At 69.7% G+C, this 23,807-nt stretch carries 22 protein-coding genes; 13 read left to right on the top strand and 9 right to left on the bottom strand.

The features are described from left to right. Positions 1-78 precede the first annotated feature (78 nt). The 4 genes from ACFORO_RS06580 to ACFORO_RS06565 are packed head-to-tail and all read left to right on the top strand — an operon-like array spanning position 79 to position 5,087. A complete protein-coding gene (locus tag ACFORO_RS06580; RefSeq protein ID WP_377870457.1) occupies positions 79-1,515 on the top strand; it encodes a purine-cytosine permease family protein in 1,437 nt (478 codons plus the stop codon). 20 nt (positions 1,516-1,535) lie between these two features. Continuing rightward, positions 1,536-2,696 (top strand): C45 family autoproteolytic acyltransferase/hydolase, encoded by a 1,161-nt coding sequence (locus ACFORO_RS06575; protein ID WP_377870456.1) that lies wholly within the window; start codon positions 1,536-1,538, stop codon positions 2,694-2,696. Beyond that, positions 2,605-4,197 (top strand): amidohydrolase, encoded by a 1,593-nt coding sequence (locus ACFORO_RS06570; RefSeq protein ID WP_377870455.1) that lies wholly within the window; start codon positions 2,605-2,607, stop codon positions 4,195-4,197. Before ACFORO_RS06575 ends, ACFORO_RS06570 begins: the two co-directional genes overlap by 92 nt. Before the next feature lie 32 nt (positions 4,198-4,229). Next, positions 4,230-5,087, top strand: coding sequence for an LLM class flavin-dependent oxidoreductase (locus ACFORO_RS06565; protein WP_377870454.1), 858 nt, complete (start codon positions 4,230-4,232; stop codon positions 5,085-5,087). 61 nt (positions 5,088-5,148) lie between these two features. Here ACFORO_RS06565 and ACFORO_RS06560 read toward each other — a convergent pair whose 3' ends face one another. From ACFORO_RS06560 to ACFORO_RS06535, 6 genes are all read right to left on the bottom strand, one after another. Then, positions 5,149-5,610, bottom strand: a complete 462-nt coding sequence (locus ACFORO_RS06560; protein ID WP_344279323.1) for a MarR family winged helix-turn-helix transcriptional regulator — start codon at positions 5,608-5,610, stop codon at positions 5,149-5,151. Continuing rightward, positions 5,607-6,965 (bottom strand): MFS transporter, encoded by a 1,359-nt coding sequence (locus ACFORO_RS06555; RefSeq protein ID WP_377870453.1) that lies wholly within the window; start codon positions 6,963-6,965, stop codon positions 5,607-5,609. The genes ACFORO_RS06560 and ACFORO_RS06555 overlap by 4 nt, the downstream gene beginning before the upstream one ends. Before the next feature lie 141 nt (positions 6,966-7,106). Beyond that, the gene (locus ACFORO_RS06550) at positions 7,107-7,667 is read right to left on the bottom strand and encodes a hypothetical protein (protein ID WP_377870452.1); all 561 of its coding nucleotides are present in this window, start codon (positions 7,665-7,667) and stop codon (positions 7,107-7,109) included. Between the two features lie 62 nt (positions 7,668-7,729). After that, on the bottom strand, positions 7,730-9,043 hold the full coding sequence (locus ACFORO_RS06545) for a M14 family zinc carboxypeptidase (RefSeq protein ID WP_377870451.1): 1,314 nt from the start codon (positions 9,041-9,043) through the stop codon (positions 7,730-7,732). A gap of 109 nt (positions 9,044-9,152) precedes the next feature. Then, positions 9,153-9,806: a hypothetical protein gene (locus tag ACFORO_RS06540; protein ID WP_377870450.1), complete on the bottom strand. Its 654-nt coding sequence runs from the start codon at positions 9,804-9,806 to the stop codon at positions 9,153-9,155. A gap of 150 nt (positions 9,807-9,956) precedes the next feature. Further along, complete coding sequence (locus tag ACFORO_RS06535) at positions 9,957-10,814, bottom strand: NAD(+)/NADH kinase (RefSeq protein ID WP_377870449.1); 858 nt, start codon at positions 10,812-10,814, stop codon at positions 9,957-9,959. Positions 10,815-10,879: 65 nt separating this feature from the next. On the opposite strand from ACFORO_RS06535, the gene ACFORO_RS06530 reads away from it, so the two are divergent. The 5 genes from ACFORO_RS06530 to ACFORO_RS06510 all read left to right on the top strand — a co-directional run bounded on the left by ACFORO_RS06530 (position 10,880) and on the right by ACFORO_RS06510 (position 15,443). Further along, positions 10,880-12,115 (top strand): FAD-binding protein, encoded by a 1,236-nt coding sequence (locus ACFORO_RS06530; RefSeq protein WP_377870448.1) that lies wholly within the window; start codon positions 10,880-10,882, stop codon positions 12,113-12,115. Positions 12,116-12,266: 151 nt separating this feature from the next. Continuing rightward, positions 12,267-13,241 (top strand): amino acid ABC transporter permease, encoded by a 975-nt coding sequence (locus ACFORO_RS06525; protein ID WP_377870447.1) that lies wholly within the window; start codon positions 12,267-12,269, stop codon positions 13,239-13,241. Continuing rightward, entirely contained in the window at positions 13,238-14,023 is a 786-nt protein-coding gene (locus ACFORO_RS06520; protein ID WP_377870446.1) for an amino acid ABC transporter ATP-binding protein, read from the top strand. The genes ACFORO_RS06525 and ACFORO_RS06520 overlap by 4 nt, the downstream gene beginning before the upstream one ends. After that, positions 14,020-15,009, top strand: coding sequence for a transporter substrate-binding domain-containing protein (locus tag ACFORO_RS06515; protein WP_377870445.1), 990 nt, complete (start codon positions 14,020-14,022; stop codon positions 15,007-15,009). Before ACFORO_RS06520 ends, ACFORO_RS06515 begins: the two co-directional genes overlap by 4 nt. A gap of 47 nt (positions 15,010-15,056) precedes the next feature. Then, positions 15,057-15,443, top strand: a complete 387-nt coding sequence (locus tag ACFORO_RS06510) for a VOC family protein (RefSeq protein WP_377870444.1) — start codon at positions 15,057-15,059, stop codon at positions 15,441-15,443. A gap of 1 nt (position 15,444) precedes the next feature. Here ACFORO_RS06510 and ACFORO_RS06505 read toward each other — a convergent pair whose 3' ends face one another. Together ACFORO_RS06505 and ACFORO_RS06500 are read right to left on the bottom strand one after the other, a co-directional pair. Next, positions 15,445-16,140: a GNAT family N-acetyltransferase gene (locus ACFORO_RS06505; protein ID WP_446681599.1), complete on the bottom strand. Its 696-nt coding sequence runs from the start codon at positions 16,138-16,140 to the stop codon at positions 15,445-15,447. Further along, on the bottom strand, positions 16,137-17,486 hold the full coding sequence (locus ACFORO_RS06500) for an aminotransferase class I/II-fold pyridoxal phosphate-dependent enzyme (RefSeq protein WP_377870442.1): 1,350 nt from the start codon (positions 17,484-17,486) through the stop codon (positions 16,137-16,139). The genes ACFORO_RS06505 and ACFORO_RS06500 overlap by 4 nt, the downstream gene beginning before the upstream one ends. 188 nt (positions 17,487-17,674) lie before the next feature. On the opposite strand from ACFORO_RS06500, the gene ACFORO_RS06495 reads away from it, so the two are divergent. Genes ACFORO_RS06495 through ACFORO_RS06485 form a run of 3 tightly spaced genes read left to right on the top strand, consistent with a single transcriptional unit; the run spans position 17,675 to position 21,648 of the window. Then, positions 17,675-18,505, top strand: coding sequence for an ABC transporter ATP-binding protein (locus ACFORO_RS06495; RefSeq protein WP_377870441.1), 831 nt, complete (start codon positions 17,675-17,677; stop codon positions 18,503-18,505). 28 nt (positions 18,506-18,533) lie between these two features. Next, positions 18,534-19,541 (top strand): ABC transporter substrate-binding protein, encoded by a 1,008-nt coding sequence (locus ACFORO_RS06490; RefSeq protein WP_377870440.1) that lies wholly within the window; start codon positions 18,534-18,536, stop codon positions 19,539-19,541. Positions 19,542-19,545: 4 nt separating this feature from the next. Beyond that, positions 19,546-21,648 (top strand): iron ABC transporter permease, encoded by a 2,103-nt coding sequence (locus ACFORO_RS06485; protein ID WP_377870439.1) that lies wholly within the window; start codon positions 19,546-19,548, stop codon positions 21,646-21,648. Here the strand turns inward: ACFORO_RS06485 and ACFORO_RS06480 are convergent. After that, positions 21,645-23,054, bottom strand: a complete 1,410-nt coding sequence (locus tag ACFORO_RS06480; protein WP_377870438.1) for an FAD-dependent monooxygenase — start codon at positions 23,052-23,054, stop codon at positions 21,645-21,647. The genes ACFORO_RS06485 and ACFORO_RS06480 overlap by 4 nt on opposite strands. A gap of 59 nt (positions 23,055-23,113) precedes the next feature. Here ACFORO_RS06480 and ACFORO_RS06475 point away from each other — a divergent pair, with 59 nt between their 5' ends. Then, positions 23,114-23,722, top strand: a complete 609-nt coding sequence (locus tag ACFORO_RS06475; protein ID WP_377870437.1) for a TetR/AcrR family transcriptional regulator C-terminal domain-containing protein — start codon at positions 23,114-23,116, stop codon at positions 23,720-23,722. The last annotated feature ends 85 nt before the right edge of the window (positions 23,723-23,807 follow it).

Raw genomic sequence — 23,807 nt, 5'->3', positions numbered from 1 at the left:
GCTCCGGCCCGGCCATTGCCCAAATCGATTTGGGTCCTTACCGTGACCCGGGTCGATTCCCCGGTCCGGAGGTTCGCCATGACCGCTCCCGCCACCCCGCCCGCGCCGCCCGGCACGTCCGCGCCGCCGCCCGCCCGCTCCGGGCGCGGTCCCCGGGTGGAAGCCCACGGCATCGACGTCATCGGCGACGACGAGCGGCACGGCCGGGCCCGCGACCTGTTCGGGGTGTGGGCCGCGCCCAACGTCAGCTACCTCAGCCTGGTCGTCGGCGGCGCGCTGGTGCTCAGCGGATTGAGCCTGCCGCAAGCGCTCGCGGTGATCGTCGTGGGCAACCTGTGCTGGGCGCTGGTCGGTCTCGTCGCGGTCAGCGGCCCGGCGGCGGGCGCGCCGAGCGAGGTCATCATGCGGGCGATGTTCGGCACGCGCGGCAACCGCTTCGTGATCGGGCTGAACGGCTGGCTCGTTTCGGTCTGCTACGTGGCGTTGAGCTGGTCGGCGGCCTCGGTGACCGCGTTCAGCCTGTGCGCGCGGCTCGGCATCGAACTGAACACCCTGGGCAAGGTCCTCGTGATCGTCGCGATCGCCGCCGCGACGCTAGTGATCAGCGTCTACGGCCACTCCGTGATCGTGCGGCTCTACCTGCCGCTCGCCATCGTGACGACCGCGGTTTTCCTGGTGCTGGGCGGATTCCTGATCCGGCACACCGCGTGGAGCTACCAGCCCGCGACGCCGCTGCACGGGGCCGCGCTGTGGGCGGCGCTGGCCGGCGGCGTGGCCCTGGTCGCGTCCGCCGCGTTGTCCTACAACACCAGCGCGGACTTCGCGCGCTACCTTCCGCGCGACACCAAACCGTTCGCCGTCGCCGCGTGGACCGCCGCCGGAGCCTTCCTGCCGAGCGTCGCGTTCACCGCGCTCGGCGCGTTCGCCGCGACCACTTTGGACATGAGCGACCCGCAAACCGCGCTGGAATCCGTTCTGCCGTCCTGGTTCACCCCGATCTTCCTGGTCGCGGTGATCCTCGGCGCGATCGCCAACAACGCGATGACCGTCTACAGCTCCGGCCTCGCACTGCAGGCGATCGGCGTCCGGCTGCGCCGTTCCCGCAGCGTGCTGCTCGACGGCACCGCCGGGGTGCTGCTCACCCTGTACGCCTTGCTCGTGTCGGATTTCCTCAAGGCAGTCAACGACCTGATGCAGCTGATGGTCGTCGTGCTCGGGCCGATGATGGCGATCTACGTGACCGACCTTCTGCTGCGCCGCAACCGCTACGACGGCCACGCGCTCGCCGACGAACGCCGCGGCGGCCCGTTCTGGTACGTCGGCGGCGTGCACTGGCCTGGAATCGCCGCCCTCGTCCTCGGCGCGACCGCGTCCGCGTTCTGTCTCTCCGTTCCCGGCATGTACACCGGATTCGTGGCGCGCGCGGCCGGCGGGATCGACTTCTCGCTGCCAGCGGGAATGCTGATCGCCGCCGCGATCTACTTGCTCGCCGGCCGCCCCCGCGCCGCCGCCTGACCTCGATCGCAAGGAACAGAATGCACCTGCTCGTCAACGACCCCGACCCGCACGCCCGCGGCGTTTCGCGCGGCGCCCAGCTGCGCGCTGGCCTCGCCGACACGCTGGAGCTGTATCTGCGCTGGTTCGACACCCTCGGCATTCCCGAGCAGCAGATCCGGACCGACGCACTCCGGTTGCTGGACAACGTCGACGCTTGGCGGAGCCGCTACGCCGACGAAATCGCGGGCATCGCCGCAGGTGCCGCGATCGAGCTGTGGCAAGCGGCAGCGCTCAACGGACGCACGGAAATCATCTCCGCCGAACCGCGCACCCGGCCGGAATGCTCAACCCTCGTGCGTGTTCCCGGCACCAGCTCGCCGTTCGGAATCCAAACCTGGGACTGGCACACCGAACTTTCGGACTGCTGGCACACGCAGGAAGTACGCGGCACGCGGTACGCCTTCGCCGGGATCACCGAACACGGCATCCTCGGCAAGATCGGCGTCAACAGCGCAGGTCTCGGCCTGTTCTTCAATATCCTCGGCCACCAGGACGATTCCGCCGCCGGTGTCCCGGTCCACGTCTTGGCCGCAGCCGTGCTCGCCGAGGCAGGCAGCACCGCCGAAGCGCTCGACCTGCTGCGAACAGCACCGATCCGCACGTCCGGAGCTTTCACACTGCTCGATCCCGACACAGCGGTCTGCGCCGAGCTGAGCCCGGCCGGAGTGACCACCCTCGACCCGGAAGCAGGTTTTCTGTTGCACACCAACCACTTTCTCGATCCTGACACCGCCGCCCGCGAGAAACGCGGCCTGTTCGAGCCGGACTCCCAGCTGCGGCACGCCCTGATGACCACCCGGCTTCGGGACTATCCGACGCCCGCCCATGCCGTCGACCTCGTCGCCTTCCTCCGCTCCGGCCCCGGCGAACCGAAGCTGTGCTGCGTCCCGGAACCGGACGCCGCGTTCGGCGACCGCTGGGCGACCCTGGCCACGGTCCTGCTCGAACCAGCCGCCCGGACCGTGCGGGTGCACGCGGGCAACCCGAACACCCTGGCGGCCTGGCGGGCTGGCGGACGTTCGCGGCGGCGGAAACGGTGGTGGCCCGATGACCCCGGTGCACTACCGCGGCGGCCGGATCTTCACCGCGAGCGCGTCCGGCTGGGCGGAATCCATGGTCGTGCGTGGCGAAACCATTGAATACGTAGGCAGCACCGCGGAGGCCGACCAGATCGAGGCTCAAGTAGTCGAACTGGACGGAGCCTTCGTGCTGCCCGGTTTCGTCGACGCGCACACGCATCTGGTGTCGATGGGCGAAGCCTTGGAGCAAGTCGACCTGTTCTCCGCGACTTCCCCCGAAGACATCCAACACCGGCTCGCCCGCGCCGCAGCGGACAATCCGGCGGCACCGCGAATCCTAGGCCGCAGCTGGCTTTTCGACGCACTCGGCGGCCAGGCACCGCACCGGAACCTGATCGACGCGGTGGTCCCGGACCGGCCGGTCTACCTTGCCGCGAACGACGTCCACTCCGCGTGGGTCAACAGCGCCGCCCTGCGCGAGCTGGGCATCGACCGCGACACGCCCGACCCGCTCGACGGGCACATCGGCCGCGACGAGACCGGCGAGCCGGACGGCATGCTGTACGAAACCGCCGCGCTGCAACTGATGCGGCACTTCCTCGACGACCAGACCAGCGACGCCGACCGGGACCGTGCGCTGGCGTCCGCGTTCGCGCAATACCTCGCGGACGGCGTCACAACCGCTGTCGACATGGCGCTCACCGAGGCCGATCTCGCCGCTCTGGAACGGGCCCTCGAAGACGGACGGCTTCCGCTGCGTGTCGCCGGACACTGGCTGATCGAACGCACCGGAAACACCCGGGATGATCTCCGTCAGGTCGAGCGCGCGGCCGAGTTGAGCGCGCGGCTGTCCGGGCCGTGGCTGCGAGTGGCGGGGATCAAGCTGATGGTCGACGGAGTCATCGACACTTGCACTGCGGCCATGAAAAAGCCGTTCGCCGACGGCAGCCACCCTGGGCCGTTGTGGCCGCCGGACGCGCTGGCCCCGGTCGTCGCGGCGGCAGACGCGGCGGGCCTGCAGGTCGCGATGCACGCCATCGGCGACGAAGCGTCGGACATCGCACTGTCGGCGCTGGAGCACGCGATCAAGGTGAACGGACCGCGCGACCGGCGGCATCGGCTCGAACACCTGGAGACCGTGACCTCCGAGAACGTCAAGCGGCTGGCCAAACTCGGTGCCGTCGCGTCGATGCAGCCAGTGCACGCCGACCCGGCGATCCAGGAAAACTGGCGCGCGAAACTGGGCGACGACCGTGTGCGGCGCGGCTTCCCGTGGCCGGAACTGACCGCCGCGGGCGCCGTCCTCGCGTTCGGCTCCGACGCCCCGACCGCGCCGCACCCGCCGCTGCCGAACATGTACATCGCGACGACCCGCCGGTCCGCGCTGAACCCTGACCTGGAACCCAACCTGCCGGAATACGCCCTGCCCCTGGCCGAAGCCCTCGCCCACGGCACCCGGGACGCCGCGTATGCGTGCCGGTGGGACGGGTTGACCGGCCAGCTCGCGCCGGGCCTGGCCGCGGATTTCGTAGTGCTGGACGTCGATCCGTTCGTCGAAGCACCAGACGCGCTGCTGCGGGCCCGGGTGCGGCAGACCTTCGTGGCGGGCAAATCCGTTTGACGCGTTCGCCGGGGCTGGGCAGGGTTGGCGGCATGCGTTTCTCGGTCTGCATCCCGAACTTCGGCGACTTCGCTGACCCGCGCGCGGTCGCCAAGGTCGCTTCGACAGCCGAAGAGGCAGGCTGGGACGGCCTGTTCGTCTGGGACCACGTGGTGCTGGACAAACGTCCCGGCCGCCTGTTCGGCGACCCGTGGATCCTGCTCGCCGCCGCCGCACTGGCCACCAGCCGGATCCGGCTCGGCCCGATGGTCACGCCCGTCGCGCGCCGCCGCCCGCAGCAGCTCGCCCGCGTGGTGTCCACTTTGGACAACCTCTCCGGCGGCCGGGTCGTGTTCGGCGTCGGGCTGGGCGCGCCGCTGGAGGCGGAGTTCGGCGACTTCGGCGAATCAGCCGACCCGAAGGCGGTCGCCGAGAAGCTGGACGAGGGCGTCGACCTGATCACCCGCTTCTGGACCGGCGAACCGGTGACGTTCTCCGGCAAGCACTTCACCGCCCGCGACGTGACGCTCCTCCCGCCGCCGGTGCAGCGCCCGCGCCCGCCGGTCTGGGTGGCGGGCCGGTGGCCCAACCGCCGCCCGATGCGCCGCGCGGCTCGCTGGGACGGCGTGGTGCCGATCTTCGAGTCCGCTGGTGCCAAGGGTTTGCCGGAGGTGTCCGAGGTGCGCGACATGATCGCCTACATCCGGAGCGAGCGGGACACCGACGCACCGTTCGACGTGGTGTTCGGCGGAACGAGCCCTGCCGACCCGGCCCAGGCGCGAAGTGTCGTCGAACCGTTCGCCGAGGCCGGTGTTACGTGGTGGGAGGAGAGCCTGCCGTTCGGGAGCGCGGAGGAGGACAAGCTGGAGCCCGTGCTGCGGCGGGTCGAGGCTGGGCCGCCCGCGCTTTAGCCGCGTCCTCTCAGGTCCGTGAGGGGAACCCTGAGGGACTCTGAGTCCGTGAAGGTTCCCCTCACGGACGCGCCGGATCCGACTCCGCCAACGCGTCGATCGCCCCCACCAGTTCGTTCAACGCGGGCACCGCCGCCGCGATCAGGTGCCGCCACGCCGGATGCACCCCGTCCAGAGCCGCGGCCAAGATCGCCGCGTTGTGCCCCTGCCACCGCTCGACCGCGGCCCGGCCGGTGTCGGTGAGTTCGAGCGCCACCGTCCGCCGGTCGTCACCGCCGCTGGTGCGGGTCACGAGGTCCCGCGAACGCAACCCCGTGACCATCGTGGTCACCGAATTCGGCGCGAGCTTCAGCAACTGCGCGATCCGGCTCGGCCGCGCGCCGGGATTCTCGAAGAGGCACGACAGCAACTCCAACTGCGCCACCGACAACGTGTTGTCCGGATCCGCGGTGCGCGCGGCCCGCCGCATGGCCCGCCGGAGCCGGGCGACGACGTCGGCGAGCGCAGGTTCCGGCGCGGTCACCGGGCCCGCTCCGGGCGTGCCGCCAGCCCGGTCGCCGCGGCCAGGACGCCGGCCCCGGCGAGCACCGCCAGCGCGGCCGTTTCCCCGCCGGTGTGCAGGCACAGTGTCACGAGCGCCACGCCCAGCGCCGTCCCCAGTCCGCGCGCCATGTTCACCAGTCCTCCTCCGGTGGCCGACATCCGCGCCGGGATCGCGCTCATGACAGCCGAGTTGTTGGCTGGAATGAACACTCCCAGACCGAGCCCGGCCACCACCAGCGACACGCCCACCTCCCAAGGAGCGGACGCCGGTCCCAGCGCCGCGCATCCCGCCGCCGCGACGAGCGCGCCCAGCACGGTGCGTCCGCGGGACCCGAGCCGCTTCGGCAGCACCCGGTCGGCGAGCACCGCCGCGACCGCGAACCCGGCGGGAAGACACGTCAGCACCGCACCGGTCCCGCCCGCCGTGCCGAGCACCTGCGGCAGCAACGTCAGCGGCCCGAACAACACGAGGTATCCGCACAACGCACCGGCCAGCCCCAGCGACACCACCGGCGGCCGCAACACCGACAGCTGCAACACCGGGCTGCTCGCCGCCTTTTCGCGCAGCACGAACCCGATCGCGGCGAAGACGGCCGCCCCGACCAGCGCGACGAGCAGCCACCCCGGCATCGCCAGCCCGGACACCCCGGAAATCACCAGCAGCAACGCCGTCGACGCGGTCGCCAGCAGCCCGACCCCCGCCCCGTCGAAGCGGCCCAGCGGCGTGCGCTCGCGAGTGCGCGGCAGGAGGTAGCGCCCAGCGATCAGCCCGGCCAGCCCGACCGGCGCGTTGACCAGGAAGACCCACCGCCAGCCGACGGTGTCGACCAACAGCCCGCCGACCGCGGGTCCCAGCGCGAGCCCCAACGCCTGCGCCGCCGCCTGCACCCCGAGCGCGGCGCGCGCGCGGTCCTCGCGGACGCTCCGCACCACCAGCGCGACACTGTTGGCCTGCAACATCGCCGCCCCGATCGCCTGGACGACCCGGAACGCAATCAGCCAGCCGAGCGTCGGCGCGAGCCCGCACGCGACGGACGCGATGGTGAACACACCGAACCCCTGCACGTACGTGAGCTTCCGCCCGACCGCGTCGGCCACCCGCCCGACCGCCGCCAGCAATCCCACGAGCGCGAGCAGATACGCCAGCGACACCCACTGGACGGCGGCCAGCGGAGCCCCGTACTCGTGCTGCAGCGCGGGAAAGGTGAGCGTGACGATGCTGGCGTCGAGCTGCCCCATGAACGCCCCGAAACACACCGCGCCGACGGCGAACCACCCCGCCTGCGGATGATCCCGCACGACCGCCGGCCGAGCCCGCTCCAGGCCGATCGTCACTGCCGCCTCCCGCACGATTAGTTCTGCTACAGAACTACTGTACGGGATGTACGTACATATGACAGCCTCAGGATGGTGACGTTTACCTGAGCGGCGGGGTGAGATAGATCGCCCGACGAGTTAACTGAAGGTGACGACTTCTCACATGATGAAGCGCTCCTCGTCGTCGTCCTCGTCGTCTTCTTCGCGGAAGGCTTGCGCGATGCGCAGAAGCCGGTCCAGGAACTCCGGGATGTCCTTCGCGATCTCGCCCGGCCCGATGGAGTCGATCGAGCCGTCGTAGACCTTGTCCACGACAGCACCGACCGGCAGCCTGTACACGGTCCCACTGCGGTATCCGACCGCGAACATGCGCCCGCCGCCGTTCGAGGCGAAGACGGCGAGCCGCTCATCAGTGACTTCGGGCGCCCAGACGGGAATGCCGGAACGGTGCAGACCGTCCAGCACCAAGTCGAGGGAGTGAATGAAGTAAGCGTTGTGCAGGTGCGCGAAGCTCGCTTCCCTGATGGACGTGTACAGCTCAAGCAGCGCCCACGGCAGCGGCGGATCGGCCTCTTCGGCTTTCGTCAGCGCGACGGAATCGACCTCGTCCGACACCGTGTCCGGCTCAAGCTGGCCGAGTCGGGCGAAGATGGCCTGAATACGGGGCATATAGCCGTCGATCGCTTGGCGCATGTCGTCGCGCCACTGCAGGTAATCCACTCCACACACGCTACGGTGCACCCAGGCGTCACCTGCCTGAGTGCACCGCGCTCAGCCGCACCTCACTGCTGATACGGAGCCGCCGCCGACTGGGCCGCCGTGATCAGCGCGCCCTTGTTCTTCGGCCAGAAGGTGCTGTCCACGCACGAATACCGCGGCAAGAACCCGCCGCAACTGCCGCTCTGCCCGCCCATCTCGAACGTGAAGCTCTCGACCCCCAGCGCGCCGTAGGTGAAGTCGTCCGTCGTGCCGCTGGTCGAGTAGCCCACGGTTTCCGTGTTGGTCCCCACCAGGTACCCGTTCGAATCGCTGAACTTCGCGCCGAGCTTGCGCAGTGCGGCGTCGTTCGGCGCGGGGTCGGAAGTGAAGCCCCACGGGACGATGATGTCGTTCCCGTAGCTGTGCAACGTGATCATCGTGCCGCGAGCGGTGTCCGGGGCCGGGTCGTTGTCGCCGCTGCCGCGCTGTTCGGGGTAGATCGAGCGGAACAGCTTCTCCAGCGCCTGGACCTCGGGTTCCGACCCGGCCTCGGGTCCCTGGTAGGTCTCCGCGCACGGCGAGTTCGAGTCCGCGCCCCAGCGGAAGGTCGAGTTGCGGTTCAGGTCGATGCCGTTGTTCGTCCCGCCGCAATTGCCGTTGGCGGTATCCGCGTTCTTGCGCTGCAGCTTCGGCGAATTCCCGCCGGAGGCGACGATGTCGACGCCGTCCGGGTTCGAGATCGGCACCACCCACACCTCGGTGGTGTCCAAAATGGACGTCGCGGTGGCGTCGCTGCCGTACCCGTCGGCGAGGTAGTCGATCCAGCGCCAGGCGACCTCGCCGGTCGAGATCTCCCTGGCGTGGATCTGCGCCATCAGCACGAATTTCGGCTTCGGTGATTTCGTGGACAGCGTGCAGTCGCCGTCCTGTTTCTTGGTCAGGCAGATCGCGTTGATGTCGTGGCCGCCGTTGCCCTGGGTCTTCAGCCACGACTGGCCGAGCGTGTACTCGGTCGCCAGCTCCGGGTGCGCCGCCGCGACTTTCGCGAGGTGCGCTTCTTGCGCCGGGACCGTGCGATAGCCGCCGTAGAACGTGTCGCCCGCGGCGCGCGTCGTTACTCCTTTGTAGACAGTGTCGAAGAATTCCGGCGCATAACCCCGGTCCCGCAACTGCCCGGCGACCGCCTGGTTCCCGATTACGTAGGCCACGCCCGGGCTGGTCCCCGCGACGTCGAACCCGGCGTGCGCCAAAGAAGCCGCCTCAGCGGGAGTAGCGGGTACGCGCCACGAAACCGGATCGTCCGGCGCGGCGGCGGCTGCGGCGGTCGTGGTGCCGCCGAGTGCGACCAGCACCCCGACGACGCTGAGAGTGAGCCGGATCGAGAACTTGCCCGCCATCGGAGCTCCTCACGCAGCGAAGGATGGCCACCCCGTGCGGACGGTGACCAATCGGCCGCGCACAGTGTGCTCTCCGCGGTGATTCCGGCCCACCTCCGAAAGTCGGGTGTCAGCAGGTGACCGAAACCTTCGCGCCGCGCTCGAACGAAACGTGGACGTGGTCGAAGTGGTTCGCGGTCTCGCCGCCGCGGTCCTCCATCGCCGACCAGCCGCCGCCGTCGTTGTAGCGCTGCTGCCAGATCACGTACTTCGCGCCGAACTCGCTCTGGTGCTCGAGAACATAAGCGGCCAAAGCGTTTCCGGTCTTCGTGTCGACCATGAAGTCCAGCGCGAGACCGGCCGGATGGTCGCTCGCTCCCGACCGTCCGGCCCGGCCGCCGACCGTATTCACCGAGAACTTCTCTTTGAGATAATTGCCGACCTGCGCCACCGCGGGCTGAGTACCGGCCAAAGTGGACGAACACGCTTTCGCCGCCGGGGCTTCCGGAGTGCGCGAGGTCGTTTTGCTGGTCGGCGAAGAGGAAGACGTCGTCGGGGCGGCGCTGGAAGACGTCGTGGGCGGCGTCGAAGTGGTGGACGGAGCGGTGCTCGACGCCCGTGGCGCGCTGAACGCGTGCATTTCCGCGGCGGCGGCCGGGAATTGTTGCGGTTCGACCGCACCGGCGGTCAGCCACACCGGCACCGCCAGCGCGCCGACGGCCAGCACGCCCGCCGCGGTCGGCAGCCGCCACGACTTCGATCCGTCCCGATGTCTACCGGACACCTCGCACCACCATCTCCTCGTTCGGATCCGCAAAGCCGCCCCGACATTACGAATAGGACACGGCAATGTCACCGACAAGTGACAGTGGGCACAGTTCACCCAGTATTACTGCAGGTCAGGACGCGATTACTAGCCGACCGCACGACCTGCTCAGGACAGCGGAATCTCCGCCGAATCAGAGAGCCGCAGCTTGCGCCGGGCGCGCTGGTAGAAGGTCGTCATGCCGAGCCGGACGACGCGGGCCGCGTTCGGCCGGGCGTGCAGGTCGATCGTTTCGCCGGGCCCGACATACCCCGCCACCTGGCCGTCGACCTCCACCGCGAGCCGCCCGCTCGACGGCAGCACCTCCAGCGTCACGGTGTCGTGCACCGACAGCACGACGCCGCGGCTGTACGCCGAATGCGGCGCGGCGGGCGTGACCAGCAGCGCTTCCACCGCCGGGCTCGTGATCGGCCCGCCGGCGGAGAAGCTGTATGCGGTGGACCCGGTCGGCGTCGCGACCACGACCGCGTCGGCCGCGTAGCTCACGAACTGTTCGCCGTTCACCAGCACCGCGACCACGGCACTCCCGTCGCCGGGCACGCGCACCACCGCGACGTCGTTGAACGCGGTCTCGATCCGGCCGCCGAACCGCGCGTCAACCGCTATCCGGGGCTCGACGGTGAACTCCTCCCGGTCGATCGCGGACAGCGCGAGCGGCAGGTCCGGGACGTCGACCTCGGCGAGGAAACCGAGCTTCCCGAGGTTGACTCCGAGCACCGGCGCGTGCTGCCCGTCGGCGAGCCGCATCGCGCGCAGCATGGTGCCGTCGCCGCCGAGGCTGACCACCAGATCCGACCGTTTGCCCAGTTCAGCGGACTGGACTCCGGTCGCGGAACAGTCGACCCGCGCGATCTCGTCCACGATGCCGAGGATCTCGATCCCGCGGACGGCGGCCCAGCCCAGCACCGCGTCGACCGCGGCTTTCGAGTCGCGGCGCGGGTGCAGCACGAGTCCAGCGGAATGCATGTCGGGTCTCCTCGTCTCAGCCTGTCCCCAGTCTGCCGCGCCGGGGCCGGTTAGGCTCGGCGTTCGTGATCGAAAACTGGGCTGGCAATCTCACCTATCGCGCCCGCGAGATCCTCGCCCCGCGCACCCTTTCCGAGGCGCGGGAACTCGTCGCGAGCGCAACCCGGGTCAAGGCGCTCGGCAGCCGGCACAGCTTCAACACGGTCGCCGACAGCCCGGACGGCATCCAACTCGATCTCTCCGCCGTCCCCATCACGCCGGAAATCACCGCCGAGACGCTCACCATCGGCGGCGCGACCCGCTACGGCGACGTCGTCGCGCAGGTGCACGAGGCCGGGTACGCGCTGGCCAACCTGGCGTCACTCCCCCACATCACCATCGCGGGCAGCGTCGCGACCGGCACCCACGGCTCCGGACAGCGACTGCCCGGCCTGGCCTCAGCGGTGTCCGCCGTCGAACTCCTCATCGCCGACGGCTCTCTGCGCACCTTCTCCCGCGCCGACGCCGAGTTCCCCGGTGTCGTGGTGAACGTCGGCGCGCTCGGCGTCCTCACCCGGCTCACCCTCGATCTAGAGCCGACTTTCTCGGTGCGCCAAGACGTTTTCGACGCACTCCCGTGGTCCGCCGCGCTGGAGCACTTCGACGAGATCCAGGCCGCGGGCTACAGCGTCAGCCTGTTCACGAACTGGGCGCGCGACGTCGTCGACCAAGTCCTGGTGAAGAACCGCGTCCCGGCCGAGATCCCCGATTCCCTGTTCGGCGCGCTTCCCGCCGACGGCCCGCGCCACCCCGCCCACGCAGCGGGCATTTCGGCGGAAAACACCACAGTGCAAGGCGGCGTTCCCGGACCGTGGTACGACCGGCTGCCGCATTTCCGGCTGGAATTCGCGCCGAGCGTCGGGGCGGAATTGCAGAGCGAGTACTTCGTGCCGCGCGCGCACGCGGCCGCCGCGTTCGAGGCGTTGCGCGGCATCGGCGACCTCATCGCGCCGCTGCTGGTGGTGTCGGAGATCCGCACCGTCGCCGGTGACGAGCTCTGGCTGAGCCCGGCGTATGGCGGCGACCGGGTGGCGGTGCATTTCACCTGGCAGCAGCGTCAGCCGGAGGTCGAGGCGGTGCTGCCGTTGATCGAGGAGAAGCTCGCTCCGTTCGGTGTTCGGGCCCATTGGGGGAAGCTGTTCCACGGCGCGGCTTTGGATCTGGACCACCACGGGGTGCGGCAGTTCCGGAAGCTGGCCGCCGAACTGGACCCGGCCGGGAAGTTCCGGAACCCGTCCCTGGACCGGCACCTGCTCCGCTAGTCCACAGTAGACAGTCAGTAACAAAGCCGGTACAAAACCTCCTTCCGTATCACCGCGCTCACCATGTGGGAGTCCCAAGAGGACACTCGACAGCCGGGAACCCCGCGGGTCACAGTGGCGATCGCCCTCTCCGCGATCCCCAGGAGCCACTGTGAGTTCTCCTCCGACGCTGCGCGCCGTGCCGGTGCCGTCCGCAGGTCCCGAACCGCCCGGTGAAGCGCGGTTGCGCGAGCTTGCCGCGAAGAAAGTCGCCCCGTTGCGCCGTCCTGGGCGCTGGGTCGCCGCCGCGGTCGTACTCGTGTTGCTAGCCCAATTGGCGCACGCGCTGATCACCAATCCGGTGTTCCAGTGGGACGTCTTCGGCTATTGGTTCTTCCGTCCGGTAATCCTCGACGGACTGCTGCTCACCCTCGAATTGACCGGCCTCGCCGCGGTGTTCGGGCTCGTCGGCGGGATCGTCCTCGCGTTGCTGCGGCTGTCGAAAAACCCGCTGCTCCAAGCGGTTTCGTGGGCGTATGTGTGGATCTTCCGCTCGATTCCGCTGATCGTGCTGCTGCTGTTCCTCGCCAACGTGACCGCGCTGTACAGCACGCTCAGCCTCGGAATCCCGTTCGGGCCGTCGTTCTTCAGCTTCAGCGCCACCGACGTGTTGAGTTTCTTTGTCGTCGCAGTGCTCGGGTTGAGCTTGAACGAAGCCGCCTACGCCGCGGAAATCGTTCGTGCTGGCGTGCTTTCAGTGGATCAAGGACAGCTCGAAGCGGCGGCCGCGCTCGGACTTCCGCGATCCCGGCAATACCGGCGAATCATCCTGCCGCAGGCCACCCGCGCGATCGTGCCCGCCTACGCGAACCAGCTGATCGGCCTGCTCAAAGGCACTTCGGTCGTCTACATCACGTCGCTGCTGGAACTGTTCGGCGTGGTCGAAACCCAGGCCAGCACCAACAGCGGGCAGATCATTCCGCTGCTGCTCGTCGGCACGGTCTGGTACATCATTCTCACCAGCGTCCTGTCGGTGATCCAGTATTACGTCGAGCGCTTCTTTTCCCGCGGCGCACTGCGCACCGTTCCGCCGACGCCGTTCCAGCGGTTCCGCGCCCGGTTGCGCTCGCTGGGGGTGGCTCGATGAGCGCCGAAGTCCGCGTTCGCAGCGCGGTCAAGACGTACGACGGGACCCGGGTGCTCGACGGAATCGACTTCACCGCGCCCGGCGGGCAAGTGACCGTGGTGCTGGGGCCGTCCGGGTCCGGGAAATCGACTTTGTTGCGGACGATCAACCATCTGGAACGCCTTGACAGCGGCTACGTCAGCATCGACGACGAACTCGTCGGCGTCCGCGTGCACGGCGACCGGTTCAAGGAACTGAGCGAGCGCGCGATTCTGCGGCAACGGTCGCGGATCGGTTTTGTGTTCCAGAATTTCAACCTCTTCCCGCATCTCACCATCCTCGACAACATCGTGGAAGCGCCGATCGTCACGCAACGACTAGCCCGCGCCGAGGCGGAAACGCGGGCGAAAGAATTGCTCGTCCGCGTGGGTCTCGAAGACAAGGAAAGGGCGTACCCGCGGCAACTGTCCGGCGGGCAGCAGCAACGGGTCGCCATCGCGAGAGCGCTCGCGCTCGAACCGCGGCTGATCCTGCTCGACGAACCTACGTCCGCGCTCGACCCGGAACTGGTCGGCGAAGTGCTGGCCGTGATCCGCGAACTGGCCCGGTCCGGCACCACGATGATCGTGGTGACACACGAAATCGGCTTCGCCCGCGAGATCGCCGACCACGTCGTATTCCTCGACGAAGGCCGTGTCATCGAAGAAGGGCCGCCGTCAGCCGTCCTCGACCGTCCCCGCCACGACCGGACCCGAGCCTTCCTCGGGAAGGTCGCCCGCCTCGAAATCCCGGAGAACGCATGAAAACCCGCACGATCCTGCCCGTCCTCGCCGCGGTCGCGCTGCTCGCCGGCGCGTGCGGCGGCAGCACCCAGGCGTCGACCAGCGCGAACGGTTCGCAGACCGTTTCCGTCGCCGCGAACACCGCGGACGCGCACCCGGTTTCGCTGACCGTGCCCGTCGTCGCCGAGATCCGCGCGCAACTGCCGAAGAAGTTTCTCGACAAGGGCAAGCTGACGATCGGCATCGGCGCGCTGCCGTCGGGCTTCCCGCCGCTGGCCTATGTCGGCACCGACCAGCGCACCCTCACCGGAGCCGAACCCGACCTCGGCCGTCTCGTCGCCGCGGTGCTCGGGCTGGAGCCGGACGTCCAGAACGCTTCCTGGCAGAACCTGTTCGTACGCCTGCAAAGCGGCCAGTTCGACGCCGGGTTCTCGAACATCACGGTGACCGAACAGCGGAAACAACAAGGCTTCGACTTCGCCGCCTACCGCGAGGACAACCTCGGCTTCGAGACGAACCGCGCGAACACGTGGAACTTCGACGGCAATTACGAGGTTCTGGCAGGAAAGACCGTCGCTGTCGACAGCGGGACCAACCAGGAGAAAATCCTCAAGGAATGGCAGCGAAAGCTCACCGCTGAGGGCAAGAAACTCGACGTGCGCAATTTCGCGGACAAGAACAGCACGTACCTGGCGCTGGCGTCCGGGCGGATCGACGCGTACTTCGCGCCGAACCCGGGCATCGCCTACCACGCGGCGCAGACCGCGAAGACCCCGAACCCGACCCGCAGCGCGGGCAAGTACTCCGGTGCCGGGGCCACACTGCAGGGGCTGATCGCGGCTACGACCAAGAAGGACAACGGTCTCGTGAAGCCGGTCGCCGCGGCGATCGATTATCTGATTCAGCACGGCCAGTACGCGAAATGGCTTGCCGCGTACGGGCTGGAGAACGAAGCGGTGAAGAAGGCCGACGTGAACCCGCCGGGCCTGCTGTTGAGCGATTCCTGACCGCCTGGCAGGTCTCCGGCCCACCGGAGGCCTGCCAGACTGGGCAGATGATCGGACACTGGCTCGCCCTGGTCGTCGATTGCCCGGAACCGCGGAAACTGGCCGCGTTCTACGAGGCTTTGCTGGGCATGCACCGGGTCGAAGACGAGGAAGCCTGGGTGTCGATCGGCGCGGCGTCCGGCGGCGAACCGCGCATCGGCTTCCAGCAGGTCTCCGATTACCGCCCGCCAGTCTGGCCGGACCCGCGCGATCCGCAGCAGATGCACCTCGATGTCGAGGTGGCCGATCTCGACGAGGCCGAACACCGGGTCCTGGCGCTGGGAGCGCGGCTAGTGGACAGCGCGCCCCTGTTCCGCGTCTACACCGACCCCGCCGGGCACCCGTTCTGTCTTGCCCTGCCCCAGCAAGGAGAGCACTACCGAACCGGGAGCTGATTCAAGCCGCCGCCCGCCAGTCCTCCGGAATGCGCACCCGGCCGAACGCATTGGTGCGGCGCAACCGAAACCCCATCCCCTCGTACCGCCGGATCGCGTTCGCATTCGTCGCCACCGCGTGCATGAACGGCGTCTCGCCCCGCTCGCGGATCCCCGCGGCCACCGCGCGCACCAACCGCCCGGCGAGACCGCGGTCGCGGTAAGCCGGGTCCGTGCACACCGCGCTGATCTCCGTCCACCCCGGCGGGTGCAGCCGCTCCCCCGCCATCGCGACGAGCGCGCCGTTGTACCGGATGCCGAGGTACGTCCCCAGCAGAACAGTGCGCGGCAAGAACGGACCAGGCTTCGTACGGGCGACCAGATCCAGCATCTCCGGCACGTCAGCCAGAGTCAGCCGGACAGCCTCCGGATCGGGTACGGCATCGACCCCGGCGTCCACCAACTGGACCCCGGCCATCTTGTCCAGCAGCTCCCAGTCCGGCGGAGGCGGCCCCGCCTGCGGGAGAACCGGCACCACGGCACCCGGCCCGGCGAGCGCGGCGACGTCGTCCCACACGCCGTCGGAAGGCTCGTCGGGCACCGCCAGAAACACCGAAACATCGACCGGATACCGCACGGCCTGTCCGACCCGCTCCGCGAAACCGGCATGCGGGCCAGTAAGCGAGGCCCACGCGGCATTGTCCAAAACAGACATCAAGCCCGCCGTGCGGCCCGGGCGATCATCCGGGCCAGATCCGCCACCAACGCCGGATCGTCCGGCAACTGCCCCGTCGCTATCCGGATGTGCGGCGTCCCCGGATTGCCCGCGCGAGTACCCGACCCGGCGGAAACCCCGTTGGCCGCCAAGGTCATCAACGTCCGCGATTCCTCCGGAACCGGCACCCACAACGTCAAACCGTCCCGGGCCCGCACCGAAATCCCGTGCTCCCGCAACGCTTCCGTCAATGCCGTCCGCCGCTGCGCGTAGCGATGCCGCGCCCGGTTCAGCAGTTCCGCACTGCCGGGGTCAGTCAGCAAAAACGCCTGCGCGTCCTGAAGAATCCGGCTCGACCACACCGACCCCGGACCACGCTGCTGCCGCACTCGCTCCACCAGCACCGCCGAACCGCCGATCACGCAACTCCGCAATTCAAGCCCGAACGCGGTGCAATACGACCGCACCAGCAACACCCGGCCAGGCAAGTGCGTGCCGAGGCTCAACGACGGAGCCGAAGCCAACGGCCCGAAATCGTCGTCCTCGATCACCGTGAGGTCCTCTTCGGACAGTACGGCGGCGAGTTCCGCGAGCCGGTCCGCCGGAACCGAATGCCCGAGCGGCGACTGCGCGCGCGGCTGGTAGACAAACGCGACCGGCCGGTGTTCCAGCGCCGCCGCCAGCGAGGACGGCAGCGGCCCGTTGTCGTCGCAGCGCACCGGCACCACGTGAATCCGCGACCGGCGCAGCAATTCGCGCAGCCACGGCGCGGTCGGCGCTTCGAGGGCGATCACGTCGCCCGGCCGCGCGACCGCCTGGCAGGCCAGCAGCATCCCGTCCTGCCCGCCGGCCGCGACCGTCCACGATTCGGCGGCGAACGGCCACGTCGGCTTCACCGCGGCCCGCAATTGCGGCGTGATCGAGTTCTTGACCGGACCGCCGAACCGTTCCGTGTGGACACCCGCCGCGACAGCGTCCTCCAGCGGCGGCAGCAGTCCCGGATCCGGCAGGCCGTGTTCCAGATCGACCGTCTGCCAGCCGGAAAACGCGCGCTCCGGCGGCGGGCTCGACGGCGGTTCCAGCACTATCGTTCCGCGCCGCCGGCCCGTGCCGATCAACCCGGCCGCCCGCAGCTGCGACCACGCCTCGGCGATCGTCGTGGGACTGACCGAAAGCTCCGCCGCCAGCGCCCGCACCGTGGGCAGCCGCGTCCCGGGCGGCACCTCCCCGTCGCGGATCAGGCCGGACACCGTCCCGGCCACGCCCCGCGCCGTGCGCTCGCCGATGCGGGACCCGAGCCAGCCTGCCCCGACCGGCAGCGTCGTCGTCGCGAGTTCGCCCGTGGCCACGCACCGGCTCCCCTCGTCACCCGGAAATCCGAAAACCTCTGACCCGATCAGAAGCTAGAGCGGCAACGGCACGCGGCAAAGGCGTTTCACATCCTGGCGGGCCCGCCCGGTACAAAACGCCCGTGACGTCCGACACCGCCGCGGTGTCCGCTTTCGGAATTTCACTCGATCAGGTTAGGCTAACCTTCATGAGTCAACCCTGGCCGGAAGCACCGGCGCTCGCCGGCACCGGGCTCGCGCTCGGCTACGGCGCCAAGCCGGTGGTCCAGGACGCCGAGATCGTCCTGCGCGCGGGCGCGGTCACCGTCCTGGTCGGGCCCAACGGCTCCGGCAAGTCGACGCTGCTCCGTTCGCTCGCCCGGTTGCACCCGCTGACCGCGGGCGACGTCACCCTGGCCGGACAGGACGCGCTCGCCCTGTCCCCCAAGGAATTCGCCCGCCACGTCACGCTGCTGACCCAGTCGCGCCCCACGCCCGGCGGCGTGCGCGTGCGCGACGTCGTGTCCTACGGCCGCCACCCGTACCGCGGCCGCTTCGGCTCCGGCGATCCCGAGGGACCGGAGCTGGTCGAGCGGGCCATGCGGCACACCGGCGTCGAAGGGATGGCCGAACGCCCGGTGGACGAGCTGTCCGGCGGCGAACTCCAGCGCGTCTGGCTGGCGACCTGCTTCGCCCAGGACACCGGCGTCGTCCTGCTCGACGAGCCGACCACCTTCCTCGACCTGCGCTACCAGATCGAAACGCTGGACCTCGTCCGCGACCTCGCCGACGAGCACGGCGTCGCGGTCGGTGTCGTGCTGCACGACCTCGACCAGGCCGCCGCCGTCGCCGACGAGGTGGTGCTGCTGTGCCGCGGCTCCGTCCGCGCGACCGGCCGCCCGGCCGACGTGCTGACCGCCGATCTGCTCAGCGATGTCTACGGCCTGCGCATCGACGTCCACGTCGACGACGAGGGGCACGTCCGCACGCGCCCGGTCGGACGGCACACCTCCCGGCCGCGGCCGGTCCGCTCAGCTTGACCCATCCCCTAGTTCAAAGGAAAACCCCGTGTCCAGTGTGCCCAAACCTGCCCGCAGGCCATTCCTGAAGACCGCCGCGGCGCTGCTCGCCACGTTCGCGCTCGCCGCGTGCGGCACCACCGAGGCCCCCGCCGCCGGGGACCAGGCCGCCGCCGCGAAGCCGTCCGGCCCGGTCCACCTGACCGACGAGCGCGGCAAGCTCGACCTGCCCGCGCCCGCCGCCAAGATCGTATCGCTGGAATGGGGCCTCACCGAGAACCTGCTGGCGCTGGGCGTGAAGCCGATCGGCGCGGCGGACGTGAAGGGCTACAACACCTACGACAAGGCGATGCCGCTCGCCGCGTCCACTCCGGACGTCGGCACCCGCGGCGAGCCGAGCCTCGACGCGGTCGCGGCGCTGCACCCGGATCTCGTGGTCACCACCACGGACCTGCCGGAGAACGTCATCGCACAGCTGTCGAAGCAGACGAAGGTGCTCACGCTGCGCGGATCGGATTCGGCCGACCCGATCGGCTACCTGCGCAAGACCGTGACCACGCTGTCCGAGGCGACCGGAACGCAGGAGCAGGGCCGCACGCTGCTCGCCGAATTCGACGCCAAGGTCGCCGAGGGCAAGAAGAAGCTCGCCGACGCGGGCAAGACCGGGGCCAAGTTCGTCATGACCGACGGCTACGCGACCTCCGGCACGGTCACCGTCCGGATGTACACGAAGGGCTCGTTCCTCGGCAGCATCGCCGACCAACTCGGCGTCGCGAACCAGTGGACCGGCGAGGGCGACAAGGTCTACGGCCTCGCCCCCACCGACGTCGAGGGCCTGACCAAGATCACCGATCCAGCCACGTCCTTCGTCTACGCCGCCAACGCCGCCGAGTCCGACGTCTTCACCCAGGAGCTCGCGGGCAACGCGGTGTGGAAGCAGCTGCCGTTCGTCAAGGCCGGGAAGCTGCACCGGATTCCGGACGGCATCTGGATGTTCGGCGGCCCGAAGTCGGCGATCGCCTACGTGGACGCGCTCACCGGCGCTCTGACGCGCTGATCCGATGACCGCACCAGCCCCCGCACCCGCCCGGCCGCTCGTCTCGCGGAAACCGAGGCTCACGGCGTCCGTCGTCTTCCTCAGCGGAATTGTCGCGCTGCTCGTCCTGTCCGCCGTGCACCTGCTGCAAGGCACGTCGCACGTCGGGCTCGGCGAACTCCTGCGCGCCGTTTTCCCCGGCACGGACGACGACGCGCGCAGCCAGGCGGTGGCAGTGCTCGTGGCCAGCCGGCTCCCCCGGCTGGCCGCGGCGCTGCTCGTGGGGCTGGCGCTCGGGTTCGCGGGCTGCGTGCTGCAATCGGTGGCGCGGAACCCGCTCACCTCGCCGGACACGCTCGCGGTCAACGCCGGCGCGTACGTCTCGGTGGTCGGCGTCGCGGCGTTCGGGATCTCGCTTCCCTTCTACGTCAACGGAATCGTCGCCTTCGTCGGCGGTCTCGCGGCGGCCGGGCTGGTGTTGCTCGTCGCTCGCAGCAGCAGCGGCGGAGCGGCCCGGCTCGTGCTCGCCGGGTCCGCGATCGCGCTGGCGCTGACCGCGCTCACGTCCGTGCTGCTGATGTTGTTCCAGGAGCGGACCGCGGGCTTGTACGGCTGGGGCAGCGGCACGACTGTCCAATCCGGATTACGGCAGGTTTCCCTTGCCGCGCCGGTGATCGCGATCGGCATCGTGGCCACGCTCCTGCTCGCGCACCGGCTCGACGTCCTCAGCCTCGGCGACGATCACGCGCGCGTGCTGGGCATCGACGTCCGCCGCACGCGCACGTTGGCTGTCGTCGTGGCGGTGCTGCTTTCGGCGGTGGCGGTGACCGTCGCCGGGCCGATCGGGTTCGTCGGCCTGTGCGCGCCGGTCATCGCGCGGCTGCTGGCCAACCGGGTGCCCGGGCTCGGCAAACATCCGCTGTTGCTGCCGCTCACCGGACTGACCGGGGCGCTGGTCGTCGTGACCGCCGACGTCCTGCTGCGCGCCATCGTCCCGGCGGACAAAGCGGTTTCAGTGCCAACCGGTGTCGTGACGACCCTCGCCGGTGCCACCGTCCTGGTCTGGCTGGCCCGACGGCAACCCTCCGGAACACCGTCCGCACGCGGCACGCACGGCACCGTCCGGTCGCGTCGTTGGGTAGCCGGGACTGGCGTCGTGCTGGCGGTCGCGCTCGTCGGCGCGGTGATCGCCGCGCTCCTGCTGGGCGACCGGATCGTACTGCTCGGCGACGTCCTGAACTGGCTGCGCGGGGTGTCCGGCACCGAGGTGTCGTTCGCCCTCGACCTGCGCTGGCCGCGGATGCTCGCCGCGCTGCTCGGCGGGGCGGCGCTGGCCGTCGCGGGGTCGCTGGTGCAGGCGATCTGCCGCAACCCGCTGGCCGAACCGAGCCTGCTCGGCGTGACGCCCGGCGCGAGTGTCGGCGCGATCAGCGTCGTGCTCTTGGTGCCCGGCATCGGAATCTGGCCGATGATGGGCGCGGCGACCGTCGCCGCGTTCGCGACGTTCGCCCTCGTGCACTGGCTCGCCACCGGTCGCGGTTCGACCGGCCGCGGGCTGTCGTCGGACCGGCTGGTGCTGGTCGGCATCGGCGTCAGCGCGGGCGCGCAGGCGATCACGACGCTCGTCGTGGTGCTGACCTCGCCGTGGAACGCACACCTCGCGCTCACCTGGCTCGCCGGATCGACCTACGGCCGGGAGTTCGGCCAGGTGTTGCCGGTGCTGTTGTGCCTGTTCATCGCCCTGCCGATCGCCCTGTCCAGCGCGCGGACGCTCGATCTGGTCTCCCTCGACGAGGACGTGCCGCGCGTGCTCGGCGTCCCGCTGGACCGGTCTCGCCTCGCGTTCGCCGCACTCGCCGCCGTGCTCACCGCAGCTGCTGCGTGTGCGGTCGGTGCGCTCGGTTTCGTGGGCCTCGTCGCCCCGCACGCCGCGCGCGCTTTGGTGGGTTCCCGCCACTCGCGCTCGCTGCCAGTGGCAGCCGCGTTGGGAGCGGTGCTGGTGTGCGTCGCGGACACGTTGGGACGCACGGTTCTCGCACCGACCCAGATCGCGGCGGGCCTGGTGACCGCGCTGATCGGGGCGCCGTACTTCGGCTGGCTGCTGTGGCGGAGCCGCGCGAACGCCTAGCCGAACCAGGCATCCAGCGCGACCTTCAGCTCGGCTTCTCCCCCGGCCCAGGCGATGACCCCGTCCGGACGCAGCAGGAACGATCCGGTGTTCGTCACCGGCACCACCTCGGCCCGCTTTTTTGCCAGCGCAGCGAGGTCTCGGTTTTCCGGATCGAGGACCAGCACGCCTCGCCCCGTGCGAGTGTGGTCCGACAGCCGCGTGACCCGGCCGTCATCGTCCACAAGGGACTTTTCTGGACTGTGCAGCCCGACTGGTTCCTCAGCGGGGTAAGGGAATTCGTAGCGTTCCGTGACTCCGGACAGCAGGTCCGAGAAGTACCGGTTCGCCTGCGGAAGATCCATCAGCTCCGCGACGATCTCTCGTAGCGCGTCGACATGCGGTCCCGGCGCGAGCAACGCCGACTGCGCGCACGTATTGCGCAACACCGCCGCGCCGACCGGGCCGCGTTCGCAGAAGTAGCTGTCCAGCAACGTATCCGGCATTTCTCCGCGCACGACCGCGGCCAGCTTCCAGCCGAGGTTCGCCGCGTCCAGCAGGCCGAGGTTGAGCCCTTGCCCGCCGCTCGGCGAGTGGACGTGCGCGGCGTCGCCCGCGAGCAGGACTCGGCCGCGCCGGTAGTCGTCGGCCTGGCGGGCTTGGTCGGCGAACCGGCGGGAATCGCGCACCTCCGTCACGGTGGCGTCCTCGCCGGTCACCCGCCGGATCGCCGCCGCCAGTTCCGCCGGAGCGACCGGGCCGTCGGGCTCGCCGTCGCGGGCGAGTTCAGTGACGCCAGCCATGCTTCCGCCGTGCAGGAACGACCCGTCGGGGTAGCGTCCGGCGGGCGGCACCGGTCCCTCGAACCGGACCTGGCCCGCGAGCGTCCGCAACAACGGCGGCGTGCCCGGAAACCCGAACCCGGCGAGACTCCGGACCTTCCCCCGGCCGCCGTCACAACCCACTAGGTAAGCCGCAGTGATCCGCTGTTCTCCTTGCGGTGTCTCGACAACCGCCGTCACACCGTCTACATCAGACTCGATTGCCGTCACCCGATGCGCCCGGCGCACCGGGACACCGACCGCGTATTCGGCTAGCAGCCGCTCCAGCTCCGGCTGCCAGATGTGCGTGCGCGGGCGGTCTTCGTCCGGGAGGAGTTTGTGGATGTTCGCGAAGTGGCCGAGCGAGCTGCCGTGGTCGCGGGCGAAATCGCGCATCCCCTCCTCGTGCGCCGCGGCCAGCCGCGGGCCGAGACCGCGCCGGGTCAGCGCCTCTGTCGCGAGCACGCCGATGCCGCGCGCCTTCCGTTCCGTCGAGGACCGCGCGAGCCGCTCCACCACCAGTGGCCGGATGCCGCCGAGCCGGAGTTCGGCAGCGAGGAACAGGCCGACCGGACCGGCTCCGACGACCAGCACATCTGCGTCCATGACTCTCCTTAACTTGTTAAAGACTAGACTGCCCTGAACTAGTTAAGGAGGCAACCGCCTTGCCGATCGAGATCCCCGCCGCGGTCCGGACCGCACTCGCCCTCGTCGACGCCGACGGCCTCGACAAGCTGACCGTGCGCCGCCTCGCCGCCGAACTCGGCGTCAAGGCACCCGCGCTGTACTGGCACTTCAGCAGCAAGCGGGCCCTGCTCGACCACCTCGCCGACGCTCTCGTCACCCCAGTCCTGGACGGCCTCCCGCCACTGGACACCCCGTGGCTGTACTGGCTGGAGCAAGCGGGCACCGCCCTGCACGCCGCCCTACTCGGCCATCGCGACGGCGCTCGCATCGCGCTCGGCGCAGACCTCCGGACCGCCCGCTCGCTGGGCGAATTCGCCGAACTCGCGGTGGGCGTGCTGCACCGCGCCGGGTTCCCGCTCGCCGACGCGACCCGGTGCGCCGGGGTGTACGTGCACTTCATCCTCGGCCGTGCCGTCGAGGACCAGACCTGGCCGGACGACCTGGACGAGACCATCGAGAGCATCCCGTTTCCACTGATGGCGCAGGGACTGCGGGAACGACAGGCAGCCGGAAGCACCGTCGAGGACAGCTTCGAATACGCCCTCGGGATCGTGCTCGCCGGACTGGCGGCGAAGCGTCCACAGTAAAGTGCAATGACTCACTAAGTTGTACGGTTGCACTTTTTATATGGTTCCACTTATGCTGGGTGCAGACCACACCGGCACGAGAGGG

Source organism: Amycolatopsis halotolerans, from assembly GCF_042647905.1.
GTDB lineage: Bacteria > Actinomycetota > Actinomycetes > Mycobacteriales > Pseudonocardiaceae > Amycolatopsis > Amycolatopsis halotolerans.
Note: the sequence above shows the minus strand (reverse complement) of the source record. Positions and strands in the feature narration are given on the sequence as shown.

Bases quoted from the DNA above. Each gene is read 5' to 3' on its own strand.
- ACFORO_RS06580 (WP_377870457.1), top strand. From the start codon at position 79: ATGACCGCTCCCGCCACCCCGCCCGCGCCGCCCGGCACGTCCGCGCCG.
- ACFORO_RS06575 (WP_377870456.1), top strand. From the start codon at position 1,536: ATGCACCTGCTCGTCAACGACCCCGACCCGCACGCCCGCGGCGTTTCG.
- ACFORO_RS06570 (WP_377870455.1), top strand. From the start codon at position 2,605: ATGACCCCGGTGCACTACCGCGGCGGCCGGATCTTCACCGCGAGCGCG.
- ACFORO_RS06565 (WP_377870454.1), top strand. From the start codon at position 4,230: ATGCGTTTCTCGGTCTGCATCCCGAACTTCGGCGACTTCGCTGACCCG.
- ACFORO_RS06545 (WP_377870451.1), bottom strand. From the start codon at position 9,043: ATGGCGGGCAAGTTCTCGATCCGGCTCACTCTCAGCGTCGTCGGGGTG.
- ACFORO_RS06535 (WP_377870449.1), bottom strand. From the start codon at position 10,814: ATGCATTCCGCTGGACTCGTGCTGCACCCGCGCCGCGACTCGAAAGCC.
- ACFORO_RS06520 (WP_377870446.1), top strand. From the start codon at position 13,238: ATGAGCGCCGAAGTCCGCGTTCGCAGCGCGGTCAAGACGTACGACGGG.
- ACFORO_RS06515 (WP_377870445.1), top strand. From the start codon at position 14,020: ATGAAAACCCGCACGATCCTGCCCGTCCTCGCCGCGGTCGCGCTGCTC.
- ACFORO_RS06510 (WP_377870444.1), top strand. From the start codon at position 15,057: ATGATCGGACACTGGCTCGCCCTGGTCGTCGATTGCCCGGAACCGCGG.
- ACFORO_RS06495 (WP_377870441.1), top strand. From the start codon at position 17,675: ATGAGTCAACCCTGGCCGGAAGCACCGGCGCTCGCCGGCACCGGGCTC.
- ACFORO_RS06485 (WP_377870439.1), top strand. From the start codon at position 19,546: ATGACCGCACCAGCCCCCGCACCCGCCCGGCCGCTCGTCTCGCGGAAA.
- ACFORO_RS06480 (WP_377870438.1), bottom strand. From the start codon at position 23,054: ATGGACGCAGATGTGCTGGTCGTCGGAGCCGGTCCGGTCGGCCTGTTC.